The sequence below is a fragment of the Microbacterium sp. MMO-35 genome, from assembly GCF_037147555.1.
Classification (GTDB): domain Bacteria; phylum Actinomycetota; class Actinomycetes; order Actinomycetales; family Microbacteriaceae; genus Microbacterium.
The window spans coordinates 23069-42127 of record NZ_JBBCVH010000015.1 but is presented as its reverse complement, the minus strand read 5'-3'; the positions used below and the strand labels follow the sequence as shown (position 1 = coordinate 42127).

General features: G+C 70.8%; 17 protein-coding genes. 1 reads left to right on the top strand and 16 read right to left on the bottom strand.

What is annotated here, in order from left to right; all coding sequences use genetic code 11:
• Window positions 1-16 precede the first annotated feature (16 nt).
• From WFJ01_RS18400 to WFJ01_RS18375, 6 genes are all read right to left on the bottom strand, one after another.
• Window positions 17-850, bottom strand: coding sequence for an AraC family transcriptional regulator (locus WFJ01_RS18400; RefSeq protein WP_336629946.1), 834 nt, complete (start codon window positions 848-850; stop codon window positions 17-19).
• A gap of 6 nt (window positions 851-856) precedes the next feature.
• Window positions 857-1279, bottom strand: a complete 423-nt coding sequence (locus WFJ01_RS18395; protein WP_336629945.1) for a hypothetical protein — start codon at window positions 1277-1279, stop codon at window positions 857-859.
• Window positions 1276-1878 carry a TetR/AcrR family transcriptional regulator gene (locus WFJ01_RS18390; RefSeq protein ID WP_336629944.1) on the bottom strand — a complete coding sequence of 201 codons (603 nt, stop codon included), beginning with the start codon at window positions 1876-1878 and terminating at the stop codon, window positions 1276-1278. Before WFJ01_RS18390 ends, WFJ01_RS18395 begins: the two co-directional genes overlap by 4 nt.
• 49 nt (window positions 1879-1927) lie before the next feature.
• On the bottom strand, window positions 1928-2842 hold the full coding sequence (locus WFJ01_RS18385) for an NAD-dependent epimerase/dehydratase family protein (RefSeq protein ID WP_336629943.1): 915 nt from the start codon (window positions 2840-2842) through the stop codon (window positions 1928-1930).
• A complete protein-coding gene (locus WFJ01_RS18380; protein ID WP_251439280.1) occupies window positions 2839-3465 on the bottom strand; it encodes a dihydrofolate reductase family protein in 627 nt (208 codons plus the stop codon). The genes WFJ01_RS18385 and WFJ01_RS18380 overlap by 4 nt, the downstream gene beginning before the upstream one ends.
• A gap of 124 nt (window positions 3466-3589) precedes the next feature.
• Window positions 3590-4663, bottom strand: coding sequence for a metallophosphoesterase family protein (locus tag WFJ01_RS18375; protein ID WP_251439282.1), 1074 nt, complete (start codon window positions 4661-4663; stop codon window positions 3590-3592).
• 220 nt (window positions 4664-4883) lie between these two features.
• On the opposite strand from WFJ01_RS18375, the gene WFJ01_RS18370 reads away from it, so the two are divergent.
• Complete coding sequence (locus WFJ01_RS18370) at window positions 4884-6227, top strand: HNH endonuclease (RefSeq protein ID WP_336629942.1); 1344 nt, start codon at window positions 4884-4886, stop codon at window positions 6225-6227.
• 122 nt (window positions 6228-6349) lie between these two features.
• Here the strand turns inward: WFJ01_RS18370 and WFJ01_RS18365 are convergent, their stop codons facing one another.
• From WFJ01_RS18365 to WFJ01_RS18320, 10 genes are all read right to left on the bottom strand, one after another.
• The gene (locus WFJ01_RS18365; RefSeq protein ID WP_336629941.1) at window positions 6350-7528 is read right to left on the bottom strand and encodes a metal-dependent hydrolase family protein; all 1179 of its coding nucleotides are present in this window, start codon (window positions 7526-7528) and stop codon (window positions 6350-6352) included.
• Window positions 7529-7583: 55 nt separating this feature from the next.
• Window positions 7584-8381 (bottom strand): ABC transporter ATP-binding protein, encoded by a 798-nt coding sequence (locus tag WFJ01_RS18360; protein ID WP_336629940.1) that lies wholly within the window; start codon window positions 8379-8381, stop codon window positions 7584-7586.
• Window positions 8378-9403: an ABC transporter ATP-binding protein gene (locus WFJ01_RS18355; protein WP_251439297.1), complete on the bottom strand. Its 1026-nt coding sequence runs from the start codon at window positions 9401-9403 to the stop codon at window positions 8378-8380. The genes WFJ01_RS18360 and WFJ01_RS18355 overlap by 4 nt, the downstream gene beginning before the upstream one ends.
• A gap of 1 nt (window position 9404) precedes the next feature.
• On the bottom strand, window positions 9405-10292 hold the full coding sequence (locus tag WFJ01_RS18350; RefSeq protein WP_336629939.1) for an ABC transporter permease: 888 nt from the start codon (window positions 10290-10292) through the stop codon (window positions 9405-9407).
• Window positions 10289-11206 (bottom strand): ABC transporter permease, encoded by a 918-nt coding sequence (locus WFJ01_RS18345; protein ID WP_251439300.1) that lies wholly within the window; start codon window positions 11204-11206, stop codon window positions 10289-10291. The genes WFJ01_RS18350 and WFJ01_RS18345 overlap by 4 nt, the downstream gene beginning before the upstream one ends.
• A 57-nt stretch (window positions 11207-11263) precedes the next feature.
• Window positions 11264-12826, bottom strand: coding sequence for an ABC transporter substrate-binding protein (locus WFJ01_RS18340; RefSeq protein ID WP_292886730.1), 1563 nt, complete (start codon window positions 12824-12826; stop codon window positions 11264-11266).
• Between the two features lie 149 nt (window positions 12827-12975).
• Complete coding sequence (locus tag WFJ01_RS18335; protein WP_295034262.1) at window positions 12976-13959, bottom strand: YncE family protein; 984 nt, start codon at window positions 13957-13959, stop codon at window positions 12976-12978.
• 231 nt (window positions 13960-14190) lie between these two features.
• Entirely contained in the window at window positions 14191-14631 is a 441-nt protein-coding gene (locus tag WFJ01_RS18330; RefSeq protein ID WP_292886736.1) for a hypothetical protein, read from the bottom strand.
• Entirely contained in the window at window positions 14628-15092 is a 465-nt protein-coding gene (locus WFJ01_RS18325; protein ID WP_292886739.1) for a hypothetical protein, read from the bottom strand. The genes WFJ01_RS18330 and WFJ01_RS18325 overlap by 4 nt, the downstream gene beginning before the upstream one ends.
• 46 nt (window positions 15093-15138) lie before the next feature.
• Window positions 15139-19014, bottom strand: coding sequence for a LamG-like jellyroll fold domain-containing protein (locus tag WFJ01_RS18320; protein ID WP_336629938.1), 3876 nt, complete (start codon window positions 19012-19014; stop codon window positions 15139-15141).
• Between the last annotated feature and the right edge of the window lie 45 nt (window positions 19015-19059).

The following is a 19059-nucleotide window of genomic DNA, read 5'->3' as shown; positions in this document are numbered from 1 at the left end:
CCCCGCCCTTCGGAACTCAGATTCCCGGCACACGGGTCCGCCCCGCGAGGAACGGGCGGTACGACGCGGAATGATCGTGCCCGCAGGCGCAGCGCTCGACGTCGCCGTGCAGGAGTTCCTTGGGCGTCTGGCCGGCCAGGCGCAAGCACTCGCGGCTCAGGTGCGCCTGGTCCGCATACCCTGCATCCACGGCCAGCCCCGCGATCCCGTCGGCGCCGACCCGCGCATGGGAAGTCGCGCCGGCCTGAGCGAGGGCGAGGAATCCCTGGAATCGCAGCGTGCGCTGCAGCACCTTGGGGCTGAGTCCGACCGCGCTCAGCGAGCGCCGCCGCAGTTGACTCTCCGACAGCCCCACGTCCGCGGCGACCGCGCCGACCTCGACGGGACGCCAGGGCATGAGCGCTTCGACTGCGGCGCGCAGCAGGGGATCGGCCGCCCTCCCCACCCGGAATCGCTGCATCAGGAACGCCTCGATCAGTCCGATCCCGCGCTCGGCGGCGCCGACCGCTGCGACGTCGTCGAGAAGGCGCTCCGCGAGGCCTCCCCAGACCTCCACGAGAGGCACGCTCCGGTCGACCAGCTCCTCGAACGGCATCGGCAGCGGCGGCGCGCCACCCGGACGGAAGCGCACCCCGAGGATCGTAGTGCGCGACGGGATGGCCTCGAGTCGATGCCGGGTGAGCGGGCCGAACACCCGCGCGCCCCCTCCCACCACCACATGGATCTCCATGCCGCCGGTGGGCAGGTGACGGTGGATGACGGGCTCGTCGCCGACGCGCTGCACCCAGACCGTGCGCACCATGCCGGCCAGCGCCGCACTCGGCTGCCGCTCGCGGTACGTGTCGGCCATCTCGCCTCAGCTCTCCTTGGGGAAGGCGGCCCGCATCTGCCGGCTGTTCAACAGCACCGCGATCACGACGATGAGGACCCCGATGAGTCCCTGCTCGATCTTCATCCAGAGCGGATAGCCCGAATCCGGCGAGACGATGATCAGGCCGATGCCGATCGGCGCGAGGATCGAGATCCATCGCATCCTCGTGAAGGCGCGACGGCTCCCGCGCGCCACCGCTCTCGTCACCACGACGAACACGAGGCTCGCCACCGCGACGACCGAGCCGCGCAGCCACACGACCCAGTTCACCTCGGCGGGGTCGACGACGGCGAGAACCGCGGCGGCGGCCAGCGCGATCAGCGACACCGCGGCGCACAGCCACCACAGCCGGCGCACGGTGTCGAGCGCCGGGCGCACCGCCGCGCGACGGTCGATGGACAGGGTCATGATCGGACTCCTTCTTCCGGGCGGGTGGCCCTCTGGTACAGGGCGACGATCTCCTCGATCGCCGTCGCGGTGGCGGCCTCGTCCGACGGCATGGTCATGGCGAACGCGTCGATGGTCGCGCGGATCGAGCGCGCCACCACAAGGGGGTCGAAGGCGCGGAACTCGCCCGCCGCCTGCCCGTGCGTCAGGAGCACGGAGAGCAGCAGTGCCGAGGTGTCCTCGCGCAGATCGTTGTCGGCGCGAGGGGCGTTGCGGATGACCTCGATCACGGCGCGGGCCGAGAGCCGGTTGTCGGCGAGGAAGCGCAGGTTGGCCCTCAGGTACGCCGTGAGCTTGCCCGCCCACGTCCGTTCGGCCTCCATGGCGGGGACCATGACGAGCGCGGCCCGCTGGACCACGTGCTCGACGAGCGCGGCCATGAGCGCCGCCTTGTCGGCGAAGTGGTACGAGATCATGCGCGTGCTGCTGAGCCCTGCCGTCTCGCGGATCCGCGCGAAGGATGCACTCGCGAAGCCCTGCTCGGCGAGCACCCGGAGCGTCGCCTCTACGATCTCGGTGCGGCGCTCCTGAGTCGTGCGATAGCTGCGCGTCGGAGTCATGTCCTCATAATTACTTAACTGAGTAAATATGGCAAGCCCCTCCGGAGCACTACCGCGGGTTCTCGCGACGCCAATCCACGTAGTGCGCCACGGCGCCGGCCACGTCGAACGCCGGAGCGAACCCCGTCTCCGCCCGCAGTCGCGCGATGTCGAGGTACGGCCCCTCGCCGGCCGGATCCGCGTCCGGCGTCAGCGCGATCCCGGATCCGGGCAGCGCGGCGTCGAGCGCGTCGATGAGCTCAGCCGCGGTGAACGGCACCCCGCTCGACACGTTGTACGCGAGATGCGCGAGCACAGGCGCGGTCATGAGCAGGGCGATCGCGCGACCGGAGTCCGGCGCGTAGCCGAAGTCGCCGCCGCGGGCCGGCAGCGGGCGAGGGCGCTCCCCACGCAGCACGGCGCTCACGGTCCCCGGCACGGGGTTGAACGGAGACTCCGGATCCATCAACGGACCCCAGGTGCTGCCGATCCGCAGCAGCACCGGCTGCACGGCGGTGCCGGCGAGCGCCGACAGCGTCAGCGGCTCGACCGCCTTCTTGAAGGCGGCGATCGGGTGCGGTGGCACCGCGAGCGGCAGGGCGAGATCCTCGGTCCACGGCCGCTCGTCGCGCCCCTCGTAGGAACTGATGCTGCCCGCCACGGCGAATCGGTCGACCCCCCAGGTCCGCGCGGCCTCGAGTGCGGTGAACAGCCCCGCGGAGTCACGCCGGAAGTACGGGATCGGATCCGCTTCGGGGATGCTGCCGGCCAGGTGCACGATGCCGCCGATGTCGTGCCGGTCGCCGAGCGCGAGGAACGCTTCACGGTCGGCCACGTCCACGGTCTCGATGGCGACACGGTCGACGAGGAACGCGGGCACGTCCGTGCGCCGATGCGCCGTGACCACCACCTCCTCGCCGCGGTCGACGAGCGCGGCCGCGGTGTGCGCGCCGATCATGCCGAGGCCTCCGGTGACGAGGATCATCGCGCGTCCTCCTGCGTCATGGTGCGTCCGGCGTTCTCGACGAGGTAGTGCAGGTGCGTGACGTCGGGCGCGGACACCACGTCGTGGATCCGCAGTGCGATGTGCCGCGGAAGTTCGTGGAAGAAGCGGCGTCCGGAGCCCAGCAGCACAGGCACCTGGTGCAGGATGAGCTCGTCGACCAGCCCGGCTTTGAGCGCTTCGGTGACCAGGACGCCGCCCATGAGCCCCACATCCTTTCCGTCGGCCAGGCGCCTGGCTTCCTCGACCGCATCGGCGAGGCCCGTGCTGACGATCGTCTGACGCTCGTTCGCCGGCGGGAACGACTCGTGCGACAGCACCACGAGCGGAGCAGTGGGGTGCGGTGCTCCTCCGGCGAAGTCGTCGGAATCGGCGTAGGTGGTGTGCCCCGCCAGGCTCGCGCCGACACGCGACGCCAGCTCGTCGAACACTCGCACGCTCGGCGCCGACAGCCGGAAGCCGGCGAACACCCTGCTCGGCACGTCTCCGCTGCCGTACCAGTCGAACAGCACACCGCCGTCGCCGAGCCCGTGCCCCGGTCGTGGATCCCGCCCCGTGATGAACCCGTCGACCGAGACCGACAGACCGCAGATGACCTTGCTCATGACCGAACCTCCGCTCGTGGATGACTCCGACGGTACGGATGGTCGCGGCTCCGGGATTGAACAGAACGCGCATCAGGAGCACCCGAGCGATCCGAGGGAGTCGCCCAGGCGCCTCACCCCCGCGTCAGGACCACTGGCCGGAGAGCGGGATCTGGATCTGCTTGATCCACTGCTTGCGGCCGAAGTCGCGCGCCTTGATCGTCACGCGGTCGAATCCGACCTCGACCTGCAGACCCTGGTTGAAGTCGCCCGGGACGACGCTCTCGCCGCCGGCGCCGTTGTCGGTCCAGCCCGTCTGGATCGCGCCCGTGTTGATGACGTTGAAGCCGTCGAGGTTGCCGGTACCAGGGACGACGCGCCGTGCGTACCAGTCCGACAGGTTCAGATCCCAGTGCGTGTGACCGGTGAACAGGAAGACGTCGGGGTGACGACCCAGCAGCCCCAGCAGCCGGTCGGTCTGCAGGTAGTCCGACATGTAGAGCTTGTTCCGCGAGCCGGACACCGTGTTCGGCAGCGGGTGGTGGCTGATCACCATGACCGGGCGATTACGCCCGCGCCAGTACCACAGGCGGTCCTCGAGCCAGGCGAACTGGGCATCACTCATCCAGACCTCGTCCCAGAGCGTGGCGTCGTGGTAGTGCATGTACTTCTCCGTGCCGATCATGAGCACCGGCACGTCTCCGAACAGCTGCTCGTTGTAGATCGTGTTGCGACCGGCGAAGGTGTAGAAGCTCTTGAACAGGGAGTCCTCGGTCGCGCCGTTCGGCCAGGTCGCCTGGGCGAGCGTGTTCGGGTCGGAGTACTTGGGCACGTAGAACTCGTGGTTGCCGATCGCCCAGGCCAGCGTCGACGGCTTCGGGTTGGCGTCGAGCACCTTGCTCACCTGCGCGTACTCGAAGTCGTAGCCGCGGGGCGTGATGTCGCCGGCGATCGCCATCCCGGCGCTGCCCGGGTTGATCTCCGCGATGTCCTGCAGGGCCCGGGCGAAGTCGTTCAGGTCGCCCTGGATGTCGCTGATGACGGTGAAGGAGGTGATGCGGCCGTTCGGGCCGCCGTTGCCCTTCCCGTTGCCGTTGTTGCCCTTGCCGTTGCCCGCGGGGACCACCGCGGCGGCCGGCACCGCGGTGAAGGCGGCGTTCGCGGCGAGGAGGGCGCCGGCCGTGGCCGTCGAGGTGATGAGCGAACGTCGAGAGATCATGGGGGTCCTTTGCTGTCGCGGAAACGCCTGTCGGATCCCGAGGCCAGCAAAGCCGGCCGAACGAGAGGTGAACAGGAGACGACGTCGCCGCTTCGGACCGCCTCCCGGGCGGAATCCCCGCGCCGAGTGTGCGCACTGGGCCGGATCCGCGGGCTCGGACGACGATCGCCATCTGTGGATAACTTCGAAGCTATCTTCGATGAATCGATAGAATCGTGGGATGAGCAGCACACTCGATCCCCTGCGGGAGGCGACCCGACGCCTCCAGCAGGCGTGGGGTGCCGCTCCGACCTCCGCCGACCTCTCGCGCCCCCAGCTGCTCGCCGTCACCGAGGCGCTGGGCCTCGTGAAGCGCATCTCCGAGGGGCTGCAGTCCGACGTCGGCAGCCGGATCTCCTACGAGTCCCGCCCCGAGCTCGGCCCGCAGTCGCTCGCCAAGCAGCAGGGCTTCCGCACCGCGTCACAGCTGATCGCCACCACGACCGGGGCCTCCACGGGCGAAGCGGCGCGGCTCGTCAAGGTCGGCGAGGCGATCGCGCCTCGGACGAACCTCCTCGGCGAACCCCGCCCCTCGCGGTTCCCGCTGGTGCAGGCCGCGATGCGCGAAGGGCGGCTGAGCGCGGCGGCCGCGAGCGCGATCATCGTGTTCCTGGAGAGGATCCGGCTCACCGTCGACGAGACCCGCACCGCCGAGGCCGAACGGGTGCTCACGGAGCGCGCACCCGGGCTTTCGCACGACGACGTCCGACGGATGATCACGCGACTCGAGGCGCACCTCGACCCGGATGGGGTCGCACCGCGCGAGGACGAACTGCGGGCGAGGGCGTCGCTGTCGATGTTCGAGCGCGAGGGGATGCTCCACATCAGCGTGACGCTGGACCCCGCGCGCGGCGCCCCGGTCAAGGCCGCCATCCAGGGCTTCGTGTCGGCGGAGTTCGCCGCGAAGCGCGACGGGCGCGATCGCTCCGCCCCCGAGGCCGACCGACGCAGCGTCGCCGCGATCCAGGCCGACGCCCTCGTGCACCTCGCGGAGCACGCCCTGACCTGCGAAAGCACCGCCTCCCTCCACGGCGCCACGGTCGTCGTGCGGATCGGACTCGACGATCTCATGAACGGCACCGGCCACGGTCTCATCGACGGCATCGACCAGCCCGTGAGCGCCACGACCGTGCGGCGCATGGCGGCGGGCGGCGGCGTCATCCCCTGGGTCTGCGGCTCGAAGGGCGAGGTGCTCGACTGGGGCCGCAAGCAGCGGTTCTTCACGGCGGCCCAGCGCACCGCCCTCGCCGAGCGGGACGGCGGATGCGCGTTCTGCGGGCTGCCGCCCGGAATGACGAAAGCCCATCACATCGAGTGGTGGGCTCGCGACCACGGCGGCACCGACCTGGAGAACGGGGTGCTGCTCTGCGAGACGTGCCATCACCTGATCCACGACAACGGCTGGGACATCCGCATCGAGGGCGCCGGCGTGAGAGCGAAGGTGTGGTTCCTTCCGCCCCCGTCGACGGACCCGCTGCGCACACCCCGGCTCGGCGGGAGAGCCCGCTCCGAGATCCTCGCCTGACCCGCGGGCACGGCGTGAGTCCCGCATCGTGCGGGGGCCGCCGGCGGGCATGATGCCATCAGACAAGACAGGCATGCTGCCATCGGGCAAGAACTGTCCCTTGTCGGTCGTGAGACGGGGTGCTACGTCGTGCGACGGCGCTGAGAGCCGTCGAGGCGGATCGGCTGTCCGTCCGTCAGGACGAGGCGCAGCGCGGTGCCCGAGGACAGCAGGGACAGGTCCTGCGACGGGTCGCCGTCCAGCGCGATCAGGTCGGCGCGGGCGCCTTCCCGGACGATGCCGACCCTGCCTTCCTCGCCGATGATCTCGGCGCCCACGACGGTCGCCGCACGGATGACGGAGAGCGGATCCTGCACCCGCCCCCGGATCCTGAACTCCTCGAGCTGGAACGCCAGGCCCTCCCCGTGCAGGTCCGTGCCGTAACCGATCCTCACCCCGGCCCGGTCGGCGAGGGCGAGCGACTCCAGCCCGCGTTCGAAGACCTCGACCACGGCGGCGCGTGCGTCCGGATCGAGATGCCGGCCGGTGTGCCCTTCGACGATCGCCCAGAAGGTGGCGAGCGTCGGCACGTAGAACGCACCGCGCTCGAGGAAGAGCGCGAGGCACTCCTCGTCGAGGAAGTTGCCGTGCTCGATCGTGCGCACGCCGAGCCGCAGCGCCCGCGCCACCGCCTCGGCCGAATAGACATGGGCGCCGACGTAGCGGTGGGCGAGGTGCGCCTCGTCCACCGCGGCCAGGATCTCGGCCTCGGAGAAGCCGAGCGAATCGATCCGCATCCGGGAGATCACCCCGCCCGAGAGCGTCAGCTTGATGTGGTCGGCGCCATCCCGGAGCTCGGCGCGCAGCGCGCGCCGCACCTCGACCTCGCCGTCGACGACCCGGGTGAGGGCGTGCCCGCCGGTGGGCGCGAAGATCGGACCGCCGACCTTGAGCATCGGCCCCGTGACCAGGCGCTCCTCGACCGCTCGGCGCAGGCCGGTGTCGGCGCCGCCCATGTCGCGCACCGTGGTGAAGCCGCGCAGCAGCATGCGGTGCAGCTCGCGAGCCGTGCGCGCGGCGTGATAGGCCGGTGTCCACGAGAGGATCTCGGCGAAGTCGCCCGACGCCTGCGTCACGTGGGCGTGGGCGTCGATCAGGCCGGGCAGCACCGTCGCCCCGGCGACGGAGAACTCCTCGGCCCCGGCGACGGTGCGCGTCGACGTGGAGATCTCGACGATGTCCCCCGCCTGCGCGACGATCGTGCGCGGGGCGGACACCTCACCGGTTTCGACGTCGAGGATCGCCGCGTCGCGGAGCACCACGGTGGCGGGGACGGGGCGGACCCGGGATCGTTCCTCAGCGGCATCGCGGATCCTCTCAGACGAAATCGACGTGCGGGATGGAGTCGAGCAGGGTCCGCGTGTACGGGTGCTCCGGGTGGTCGAAGACCTGCTCGATCGTTCCCTCCTCGACGAAACGGCCGGCCTGCATGACGACGACGTCGTCGGCCACGTGACGGATGACGGACAGGTCGTGGGAGACGAACAGATACGAGAGCCCGAGGTCCTTCTGCAGGTCGTCGAGCAGGTTGAGGATCTGCGCCTGGATCGAGACGTCGAGGGCCGACACCGGCTCGTCGAGCACGAGCACCTTCGGGTTGAGCGCGAGCGCGCGGGCGATGCCGACGCGCTGCCGCTGCCCGCCGGAGAACTCCCCCGGTCGGCGCGCCGCCATCTCGGCGCTCACGCCCACCCGGTCCAGCAGCTCATCGATCGCTCGGCGGTCGTACCGCCCCGTGATCCGCAGCGGCTCGGCCACGATCTCATGCACGGTCATCCACGGATCCAGCGCCGAGTACGGATCCTGGAACACCATCTGCATGCGTCCGCCGAACTCGCGGCGGCGGCGCGGCGGGATCCGGGTGATGTCCTGTCCGAAGGCGCGGATCGTCCCCGACGCAACCGGGCTCAGGCCGAACAGCGACCGGATCAGGGTCGACTTGCCGCAGCCCGACTCTCCGACGAGTCCCAGGGTGCGCCCGGCGGTGAGCGCGAGGCTCACTCCCCGCACCGCCTGCACGCCCCTGCCGCGACGCACCGCACCGCGTCGTCCGTAGGTGACGTGCAGATCGGCGACCTCGATCAGGGGTTCGTCGCTGCGCGAGTCCGACATCATGCCTCCGATCCGACCGGTGCGACGGGAGCGCCCAGCTCCTGGGCGAAATGACACGCGGAGCACGAGCCGTTCGCCCGCAGCTCCAGGCGCGGGCGGGCGTCGACGCAGATCGAGCGCCCGCGCGAGAGCTCGCAGCGCGGCGCGAACGCGCAACCCGATGGCCGCAGCCGCGGAGAGGGCGGATTGCCGGGGATCGCGTAGGCGCGCTCGTCGCGTTCGGCGAGCCGGCTCTTCAGCAGACCCTGCGTGTAGGGATGCGTCGGCGACAGGAAGATGTCCCGCGTGCTGCCCGATTCCACGATCCGCCCGGAGTACATGATGAGCATGCGCGAGGCGTTCTGCGCGGCGAGGCCGAGATCGTGCGTGATGAGGATGAGCGCGGACGACAGTTCGGCACGCGCCTTCTCCAGCGTGCGCATGACCTGCGCCTGCACCGTGACGTCGAGCGCGGTCGTCGGCTCGTCGGCGATCAGCAGCGCCGGATCGTTCGCCATCGCCATCGCGATGACCGCGCGCTGGCGCATGCCTCCCGACCACTCGTGCGGGTAGGCGCGCGCCCGCTTCGCCGCATCCTTCACCCCGACGGTGTCGAGCAGGTCGTGCACCCGGGCTCTCGCGACACGGCGCGGCACCCGCTGATGCAGGCGGATCGCCTCGGCGAGCTGCGAGCCGATCCGCCGCAGCGGGTTGAGCGCGGTCATCGGATCCTGGAAGATCATGCCGATGTCGCGCCCGCGGATCTCGCGCAGCTGCTGCTCGCGCAGGCCCACGATGTCCTTTCCGCGCCAGAGGATGGATCCCGCGGCGACCTCCAGGCCGTACGGGAGCAGACCCATCACCGCGAGCATCGTCAGGCTCTTCCCGGACCCGGACTCCCCCACGATGCCGACGACCTCGCCGTCGTCCACGGTGAACGACACGTCGTCGATGAGTCGGACCGTCTCCCCGTCGGGGCCCGTGGTGGTCACCACGAGTCCGTTCACCTCCAGCAGCGGAGCCTTCCGGATCATCTCTGCAGACATGTCACCGCACCTTTCGGAGGGGCTGGGTGCTCTCCGCCGTGAACCGCTGGCTGAAGAACGTCGTTCCTCCGACCACGAGGAAGATCGCGAGCCCCGGCAGGATCACCTGCCACGGCGAGAGGCGCATGTACTTCTGCCCCTCGAGGACCAGCCCGCCCCAGGTGGGGTCGGGCGGCTGGATCCCGAGGCCCAGGTAGTCGAGGCCGGCCTGCAGCAGGATCACGGATCCGATGCTCGTCACCGCGACGATGAACATCTGCGGGAGTACGTGCGGCAGGATGTGCGTGCGGATGATGCGCGCGGAGGAGGCGCCGAGCATCCGCGGCGCCATGACGAAGTCGCGGCTGCGCAACGACAGCGCCGTCGCCCGCGCGAGCCGGGCGAAGCTCATCCAGTGCGTGAAGCCCAGCACAAGGATCATCAGCAGGGCGCTCGGCCCGAAGATCGCCGAGAGCGCGATGAGCAGCAGCACGGCGGGCAGCGCGAGGCTGACGTCCGTGACGAGCGCGATGACGTTGTCGGCCCAGCCGCCGAAGAACCCGGCGAGCAGGCCGAGCACGGTGCCGACGACGAAGTTGACGAGCACGATCGCAGCGGTGATGAGGAGGGTCGTCTGTCCGCCGGCCGCCACGCGGCTGAGGAGGTCCCGTCCCACGACGTCGGTCCCCAGCGGATGCTTCGGGTCGACGAACGGTCCCAGTCGCGCATGCGCGAGGTCCTGGGTGAAGGGGTCGAAGCCGGGCCAGAGGTGCACCGCGATGATCGCGAGGATCACGAGGACCACGATGAGGCCGCCGCATGTCGAGAGCCACCGCCCCTGCCGCGCGCTGAGCCGCCGACGGCGGGGCGCCGCCGTGCCCACCTGTGCCATTGCCACTGTGTCGGTCATGCGAGTTTCACTCTCGGGTCGATGAGCGAGTAGAGGAGGTCGACGACGACGTTGACGACCACGAAGATGAGCACGACCACGAGCAGGCCGGCCTGCACGACGGCGAAGTCGCGCTGGCTCACCGCGTTGATCAGCGCGACGCCCATGCCGGGCCAGGAGAACACCTGCTCGACGATGATCGTGCCGCCGAGGAGGCCGGCGAGGTTCAGGCCGGCGACCGTGAGGATGGGGAGGAAGGCGTTGGGGAGCATCTCCGTCGCGACGACGGCCGCGTGGCTCTTGCCGCGCGCGTACGCGGTGCGGACGTACTCGGCCGTGGTCTGCTCGCTGAGCGCCGAGTCGAGCAGGCGCACGTAGAGCACGAACTGGGCCGTCGCGATCGTCGCGACCGGGAGCACGAAGGAGGGGAGGCCGGTGTATCCGAGGCTCGGCAGCCATCCCAGGCCGACGGCGAAGATCAGCACGAGCAGCACGCCGAAGAAGAAGTCAGGGACCGAGGAGCGCAGCGCCCCGCTCCAGACGAACAGGGCGCGCAGCGTGTGGCTCCCGGTGATGTGCACCAGCACCGCCGCGACGACCGCGAGCACGAGGCCGATCGCGAAGGACAGCAGCGCGAGCGTGGTGGTGGCGGGAAGCCGCTCGAGGATGATGCCGATCGCGGACTGCCCGGGGTTGCGATACGAGACCCCGAAGTCGCCGTGCAGGAGGCCGGCGAGATAGCGGCCGTACTGCACGAGGATCGGGTCGTTGAATCCGAGCTTGCCGTTGAGCTCGTCGATCTGCTGAGCGGTCGCCCCTTCGGTGAGGATGAGCGCGGCAGGCTTGCCCGACATGCGCCCGAGCACGAAGGCGATGGTGACCGCGACGAACAGGGTGACCAGGGCCTGCAGGATGCGGCGGATGACGTAGGACATGTGATCTCCAGGGGATGAGATCAGTGCGGGGCCCGCGGCACGGGCCCCGCACTGAGGTCACTTGGCCGAGCGGCCGACCTCTGCGGCACGGTAGATGCCGTCGACGGCGGGGGTCCACGAGATGGTGCTCGCGGCCGCGTAGGTGTTCGTGTTCTGCCAGAGCGGGACGTTCGACACGTTGGTGGCGTTCCACGACCAGATCTTCTTGAACACGTCGGCCCGCTTGTCGGCGTTGGCCGCCTGCTGGTCGAGGTACAGCTGCGCCATCTCGGGGCTGCGGGCGTAGTCCTCGGGGCCGCCGGCGAGGAGCTGGCTGACCACGACATCGCCGTCCATGCTGGAGGGCGACCACGCGTTCAGGTACAGGCCGGTGATCTGGTGGTTGGCCAGGCTCAGGCTGAGGCTGGACTGCTCGGCGCCGACCAGCTTGATCTTCAGGCCGGCCTTGCCCAGGTCCGCCGCGATGGCCTGAGCGACCTCGGGGTCGGTCGGGGATCCACCGGTGCTCGCGTACTGCAGCGTGATCTCCGAGCCGTCGTAGCCGGAGTCCGCGACGAGCTTCTTCGCGGCGGCGAGATCGTACTTCGGGGTCGGGAACCCGTCCACGTAGCCGGTGACGCCCTTCGCGACGGGCTGCCCGGTGGGCGAGGCGTAGCCGTTCAGCAGGCTGTCGATGATCGACTTGCGGTCGATCGCGAGCGGGATCGCCTGGCGCACCTTGAGGTTCGACAGCGCCCCGGCGGTGGTGTTCACGCCGATGAACGCGATCTGGTTCGACGCCGCCTCGACGACCTTGGCATTCGACGCGCCCGTGAAGACCGGGACCTGGCTGGCCGGGATGATCGCGGTGTCGAGCGTGCCGGACTCGACGCCCGTGACGCGGGCGTCAGGCGCACCGACGAAGGAGAACGTGATGTCCTTGATCTTCGCCTTGTCGCCCCAGTAGTCGTCGTTGCGGGTCACCTTGTAGTCGACGCCGTGGTTCCAGGAGACGAACTTGTACGGTCCGGAGCCCACGGGCGCGTCCGGGAACTTGTCCGGCCCTTCCGCCTCGTAGACCTTCTCCGGGACGATCCCGATCGTGGCGACCTGGTTGAGCCATGCGCTGAACGGGTTCTTCAGCGTGAACTGCACGGTGTGGTCGTCGGTCGCCTCGACCTTGGAGATCATGGCGATCGCGACCCGGTTGGTCGACTTGTCGCTGGCCAGGATCTTGTTGTAGGTGTAAACGATGTCGGAGACGTTCAGCGCGGATCCGTCCTGGAACGTGACGCCCTTGCGGATCGTGAACGTCCAGACGTCCTGCGTGGCGTTCGACTTCCACTCGGTCGCGAGGCCGGGCTGGATCTTGCCCGCGGAGTCGATCCGGGTGAGGCCGTCGAACACGGCGTAGTACATGTTCCACGCCGAGATCGACCGCATCATGATCGGATCGATGTTCGCCGGTTCGGTGGGCAGCGCGAGCGTCGCGGAGCCGTTGTCCGGCGCGGTCGTCGCGCCGCCTCCCGTGCTGGTCGCGGAGCCGGCGCTCCCCATGCAGCCGGACAGCAGCACCGAGCCGAGGGCGAGGGCGACGCCGAGGGCCATGAGGCGCCCGCGCCGCTGTGTCTTCATTGACATTTCGGGTTCCTTTCGTCCGCCGCGTGGTCTCGACACGTGCGCGGAGGCAAATCGGGTAGCGCAAGTAGTGTGTAATACATTACTTACGAGAGACGAGTTTGGTATACAAATTTGGGGAAGTCAAGGGTTTTGCGCCCCTCGATCCCCGCTCACGCCGCAGCGATCAGGACGCCCATCTGCGGGCGGCCGGGCACGGCGATCTCGGAGACGGCGAGCGACTCCAGATCGACGATCGCGAGACCGTCCCACGGCCCCCGGCTGGTGGATCCCCCGGTCAGGATCGCCTTGCGCCTGCCGTCGGGCGCATCCAGCCACTCCACGACGTTCTCGTGGCCCTTCTCGAGCGGAAGCACCGTCTCTTCACCGGATCCGAGGTCGCGGATCGTGAGGCTCGGCCCCTTCGTCGCGCCGCCGATCGCGCCGACTCCGACCACCAGCAGCCGTCCGTCCGTCGTCAGACCGACGCCGTGCTGGTGGGAGTCGGCGGTCATCGCCCGCGTCTCGTAGGTGCGCGTGCCGGGCGAGTACACCACGAGCCCCTGCCCCTGGTAGGGCAGGTAGAGCGTGCCGTCCTCGGCGACCGCGGCGTAGTGCGGCTTGTAGTGGGACATCAGGCCGCCCTCGGTGCCGAAGGGAGCGATCTCCGCGCTCGTCACGACGTGCTCCGGGAGGCGGATGGTGTTGAGCGTGAAGGAGTCGTGATCGATCGTGTACACCTCGTCTCCGGCCGGTGAGATCTGCACATCGAACGGTCGCAGCCCGACCTCGAAGGAGTCCGTGAAGGCCTCGGCCGCAGTGTCGAAGCGCTCCACGACCGAGTTCAGGCCGGCGCGCGTGACGGCGACGTAGACGGCGGATCCGTCCGGCGTCACGACGACGCCCGTCCCGCCCGGGCGCTCCTCGCCGTACTCGACCACCGTCGGCTGCGCGAGGTACGGCACGAGCGCGATCCGCTCGCGGACGTCGAGGTCGACGACGGCGAGCCCCACCGCGGTGCTGACGTAGGCCCGCCGCGACCCCTCGTGCACGGCGACCGCCCAGGGCGCCTCCCCCACGACGACCTCGGACTCCACCGGCGATCCGGGATCGGTGAGATCGACGAACGCGATCCTGTCGCTGTGACTCTCCGTCACCACGAACGTCGTTCCGTGGCCGGGCCTGCTGGTGCTGATCACCCTGTGTACTCGCTTCCTCCGGACGTCCCGGATCGACTCGTCACCGGCGCGTGCGCCGAGGCTCAGCCGCCCTCGCGAGTCCGATCACGCGACCTCCGCACACGCCAGCGACGGGCGTGGGCCCGTCGTTCCGAGTGGTGCCGAAATGGTATGCCATTCTCGATGTGGGATACAACCGTCGGAATCTGCTCAGGATCCGGCGATGGTCACCGTCACGTCGGCGCTGACCTGTCCCGCGGCGACCCGCACGACGACAGGACCGGCGGCGGTCGCCTGCATCGCGAGCGATGTCGCGATCCCGTCGGAGTCCGTGCTCGAGCTCTCGAAGCCACCCGGGTAGGACCCCGGCCCCGAGACGACCTCGAAGGTCGCACTGCGCGGGGCGATCGGCCGGCCGTCCTCGGTGATGCGCACGATGAGGTCGATCTCGTCGCCGAGCCTCACGGCCTCGGTGGGGGCGACCACCGCGATCCGCACGCCCTTCCCGTCCGCTGCCGCCTTCCCGCCCTGCGGCGCGCTCTGCGCCGTCCCGGCGCCGGTGCAGCCGGCGAGCAGGGCCGTCGCCACGAGAGCCGTGGACAGGACGGCACCGACCCGGATCCGGATCCGAGCCCCGCGGACGGTGCTCACGGCACGACCAGCGTGATCGCGAAGTCCTTCGAGATCCCCGTCCCCTCCGCGCTGATGCGCAGGACGAACGATCCGGCCTTCAGCGCGAAGAAGGGCAGGGCGAGCACGCCGGCGTCGAGGGGGACGATGACCCCGTCTCCGCCGGCATCCGCCAGGAGACTGGAGTCCCAGCCGGCGATCCCCGTCGCGCCGAGCATCCTCGCGGTCCAGTTCTGCGGGACGGATCCGGTGCCGGTCGCCGTCACGTAGAACGCGTCAGAGGAGCTGTCCGGATCCCCGACCGGGACCGTCATGGTCAGCGCATCGTCCGAGGCGCCCAGCAGCTCGAGGACGACCTCTCCGGATGCGGCGGCGCGCGGGGCGGCGACCGCGACCGCGATCACGGGGACCGACCAGGCTCCGGCGACGAGCATCCGGCGCCGGGTGAGCATGCGGGCGGGGTGCGGGGTCGATTCGGTCATCGTTGCGTCTCCTGTCCGAGGGGATTCGGCTGCTGCTGCGGGCGGGTCATCGGGCGGCGTCGTAGGCGGCGGTCACGGTGCGCTGCCCCGCGGGTCCGGACACCGTCACGGTGACGGACCCCGCGGGCAGGGAGGGCAGCGGCGTGGTGAACGCCGCGTCGATCCTGGCTCCGGCGGCGACCGCCGGGAAGGTCCGCGTGCCGTACTTCGTGACGACCCTGACGTCGGCGGCGGTCGAGGACGTGTTGGTCACCGTCACCGTGAGGGTGGTCTTCGTCCCGGCGATCGCCGCCTTCGCCGACACGTCCGCGCCGAGCGTCGGAGCCGGATCCACGACCGTGATCTCCGGGAGGGTCACCGAGTGGTCGCCGAGCCGGGCGCTGATCGTCGCCGTGCCCGCCGCCCCGGCCGTCGCGGTCGGCGCGAGCGCGATGCCCCCCGCGTCGGTGGTCGCGGTCGCCGTGGTCGCGGTCCCGAAGGTCGCCCCCTGCGCGGTGAACGTCACCGTCAGGCCGGCCACGGGGTTGCCGTCGGCGTCGACCGCCTTCGCCCCGACGCCGGTGAAGGCGGTGCCGCTCTGCACGGTCTTCGCCGTGCCGAGGGCGAGCAGATCGGCGACAGCCCCCGCGGTCGCGGCGGCCAGCCGCAGCCCGGAGACCGGGCCGGTCACGCCCTGGTCGGTCGCCCGGTACTCGACGAGCGCGGCCGCCGTGCCCGGCACGGCGAACGGTGCCGCATAAGGCTGCCAGGCGCCCCCGTCGACGCGGTACTCGATGCCCGCCGATCCCGCCGGGACCGTGTGCAGCGTCACCGTGCGCCCCGAAGCCGCCGCGACCACCGCGGGCAGGGAGGAGGGATCCGGTGCGGCCTTGCCGATCGTGAACGACGCCACGACGGCGCGGTGGTTGCTCGCCCAGGCGTTGCGGAGCACGGCGGTCGGCGAGGGCCAGCCGGCCACGACCGTGTTGGCCCCGAGCACCTGCAGCGCGGATCCGGCGTAGTGCACGGTGTCGATGCGGTCCTGCGGCTCGTCGGCGCCGGAGGGCGCCTTCACGACGATCGGAGACCAGGTGCTTCCCGGGTCGGCGACGGGATCGGGGTTCGCGGTGCGGTACGCGTCCGCGAGCCCGGCCTGCGCGAGGCGGGCGGGCACGGGCCAGTCCACGGCGCCGACGCCGCAGTGGGCGGCGGCGGTCGCGGCGGTCCAGTCGGCGCCCGACGGGGACTCCAGATCGGAGAGCACGACCACCGGGGTCGCGCCCGAGGTCTCCTGTCCGATCGCCGTCGCGAGCGCGTCGACCTGCGCGTACCGGATGCTGCCGCGCTCCGCGGCGACGAGCGTCGCAGGGTCGGCGACCCCGCCGAGGCAGGCCGCCTCGGGCCCGTACCCGGTGCGGTCGAGCCCCATGGTCCACACGCGGACCTTCCGTCCGAGCACGTCGACGGTCGCCCCCATGCCCGGCTGATCGCCGACCACGGTGCGCGCGCTGAGCGGGTGCGGCGAGATCAGGCCGACGCCGCCGGGACCCTCGAGCGCGTTCCAGCCGAGCGCCTTCGCGAGGGCCGTCGCGGCGGTGCCGCCGTCCTGCTGCACCCCGATCACGTCGAAGCCGTTCTCGGCGATCACGGCGAGGTTCTTGAGCATCGCGTCGTTGACGTGCCCGCCCGCGTCCCAGAGGTTCCAGGTCACCGCGTCGAAGGGCGCCGCGGCGTCGGCCGGGATCACCGGGACCTCGACCTCGATGCGGGCGGTGGTCGTGCCGTCCGTCGCCTCGACGGTGAGGGAGCCCGGGTCGGCGGGCGCCGTCGCCGGTGCGGTGCCGGTCACGACGCCCTGGGCGTCGACGTTCAGCCAGTCATCCCCCTCGACCTTCGTGTAGGAGGTCACGGATCCGCCGTTCCAGAGGCCCGCGACGGACTGCGAGACCGCTGCCCCGGCGCGCACGGAAGGCGCCCGCAGCACGCCCGACACGAAGCCGCGGGCGACGGTGGACCCATCGGTCACGACGTCGCCGGAGTGGGTCGCGGTGTAGTCGTTCTGGACCTGCGCGGCGGAGATCGCGCGGTCGTAGAAGTCGAAGGTGTCGATCGCGGCGTTCACGAAGCCGTCGCCGTCGTCGAGCAGCGACCCCTCGGCGCCGACCCGGAAGGGATAGCCGCTGACCAGGGAGAACCCGGATCCGAGGCTCGTGCTCTGCGCGGTCTGCTCGCCGTCGACATAGGTCGTCATGGTGCCCGCCGCGCGGTCGACAACGACCGCGACGTGGTGCCAGGCTCCGATGACCGAGGTGCGGCTGGCGTCGGAGAGGTAGTTCTGCGTCGTCGAGGTGCCGTTCTGCCCGAAGCACCCGCGCAGGATCCCCGGGCTGCCGGCGGTGTTGTAGAGCGTCGCGCCGCGGTTGTAGCAGTGCCGGAAGTCCTGGTTGGAGACGAGGGGCGAGTCGGAGCTCGACGAGGCCTCCTTCAGCCAGAACGCGTACGAGAAGCTTCCGGATCCGTCGGTGCGACCCGGAACGAGCGGCAGCGAGAAGAAGTTCACGCCGCGCGTGCTGCCGTCCGGGGCGTTGACGTACGCCGCCTTGCCGGACGTCCCGGCGACGTACGACGGCGTCCCCGACCAGGTCGCGTCGTTGCCGCGGCCGGAGGAGTCGGGGATCGCGGTGCCGTCGCCCGTCTCGAAGTCGTAGGAGGCGAACGGAGCGACGGCGTCGCCGGGGGCGCGCAGCCGGCTCCAGATCGCGGAGAGAGTGACCGTGGTGTCCGCGCGGACCGTGAGGTCGGCCACCGACTGCCCGTCGGCGTAGACGACCTGGCCCTTCGCGCTCAGCGCCCAGCCCTGGAACTGGTAGCCGGGGCGGACGAACGCGTTGGCCGGGAGGGCCGCGGACTTCCCGATCGTGAGGGTCTGCGCGGGCATCGCCCCGGAGGCGGCGCCGTTGCCGTCGAAGGCCACCGTGTAGGTGCCCGAGTCCGGCTTGAGCGTCGAGTAGTCGTCGGCGACCTGAGCGGCGGGGAGCACCGCGTTGTAGAACCGCAGGTCGTCGATCGCGGCGCTCACGTAGCCGTCGCTGACGTCCTTCTCGCTGCCGCTGAACCCGCCGATGTTGAACGCGAACCCGCTCTTCAGGTTCGTGGAGGCCGTCACCTCGCCCGCCGCCGAGCGCTTGGTCTCGACGCCGTCCGTGTAGACGATGATGACGTTCGCCGTGCGGTCGACGGTCACGGCGACGTGGTGCCAGGATCCGGCGATGTTCGGGGAGGCGTTGTTGAGGTAGCGCTTGGTGCCGCCGGCCGTCGTGCCCCAGCACGCCTGCAGCACGCCCTGCGTGGTCTGGTTGTAGAGCGTGAGGCCCGCGTTGTTGCAGGACGCGAAGTCCTGGTTGCTCATGAGCGTTCCGTACGACGTGCGGCTCTGCTCCGACATCCAGAACTCGTAGGAGAAGCTCCCGGATCCGTCGGTCTTGCCCGCCAGCAGCGGCAGCTTCACGTAGTTCGTGCCGAGGCCGATCGTCGCCGCGGATCCGGAGACGCCCGGGCGGTATCCCGGGGATCCGACCCAGGTCGCGTCGTTGCCGTTGCCCGAGACGTCCTTCACCGTGGATCCGCTGTCGGCGTCGAAGGCGTACGACGCGACCGGGGCGATCGCCCCCGGCACCGCCGCGCGCACGGCCGGGGCGGGCGCGGCCGGTGGCGCGGTCGTGACGGCCGGCTGCGGCGCCGGGTCGGACGACGGTGCGGTCGGCGCCGGCGACGAGGAGGCGGGCGGCGCGCTCGCGGACGGATCCGGGGCGGACGTCGCCGACGGGGCGGGTGTCGGGTCGGCGACGGCGGCCGGCGTCGCGGCCAGCGTCGAGACGACGAGGGCGGCGCCCACGACGGCGGTGAGGGCGAAGCGGCGCAGGCGCCGGCGCGGGACGGTCATGCGGGACTCCATCGGATCGGGTGCTGCGGTGTTCGGGACTCGGTG

Bases quoted from the DNA above. Each gene is read 5' to 3' on its own strand.
- WFJ01_RS18380 (WP_251439280.1), bottom strand. From the start codon at position 3,465: ATGAGCAAGGTCATCTGCGGTCTGTCGGTCTCGGTCGACGGGTTCATC.
- WFJ01_RS18355 (WP_251439297.1), bottom strand. From the start codon at position 9,403: ATGTCTGCAGAGATGATCCGGAAGGCTCCGCTGCTGGAGGTGAACGGA.
- WFJ01_RS18370 (WP_336629942.1), top strand. From the start codon at position 4,884: ATGAGCAGCACACTCGATCCCCTGCGGGAGGCGACCCGACGCCTCCAG.
- WFJ01_RS18325 (WP_292886739.1), bottom strand. From the start codon at position 15,092: ATGACCGAATCGACCCCGCACCCCGCCCGCATGCTCACCCGGCGCCGG.
- WFJ01_RS18320 (WP_336629938.1), bottom strand. From the start codon at position 19,014: ATGACCGTCCCGCGCCGGCGCCTGCGCCGCTTCGCCCTCACCGCCGTC.
- WFJ01_RS18360 (WP_336629940.1), bottom strand. From the start codon at position 8,381: ATGATGTCGGACTCGCGCAGCGACGAACCCCTGATCGAGGTCGCCGAT.
- WFJ01_RS18385 (WP_336629943.1), bottom strand. From the start codon at position 2,842: ATGATCCTCGTCACCGGAGGCCTCGGCATGATCGGCGCGCACACCGCG.
- WFJ01_RS18375 (WP_251439282.1), bottom strand. From the start codon at position 4,663: ATGATCTCTCGACGTTCGCTCATCACCTCGACGGCCACGGCCGGCGCC.
- WFJ01_RS18390 (WP_336629944.1), bottom strand. From the start codon at position 1,878: ATGACTCCGACGCGCAGCTATCGCACGACTCAGGAGCGCCGCACCGAG.
- WFJ01_RS18340 (WP_292886730.1), bottom strand. From the start codon at position 12,826: ATGTCAATGAAGACACAGCGGCGCGGGCGCCTCATGGCCCTCGGCGTC.
- WFJ01_RS18345 (WP_251439300.1), bottom strand. From the start codon at position 11,206: ATGTCCTACGTCATCCGCCGCATCCTGCAGGCCCTGGTCACCCTGTTC.
- WFJ01_RS18400 (WP_336629946.1), bottom strand. From the start codon at position 850: ATGGCCGACACGTACCGCGAGCGGCAGCCGAGTGCGGCGCTGGCCGGC.
- WFJ01_RS18395 (WP_336629945.1), bottom strand. From the start codon at position 1,279: ATGACCCTGTCCATCGACCGTCGCGCGGCGGTGCGCCCGGCGCTCGAC.
- WFJ01_RS18350 (WP_336629939.1), bottom strand. From the start codon at position 10,292: ATGACCGACACAGTGGCAATGGCACAGGTGGGCACGGCGGCGCCCCGC.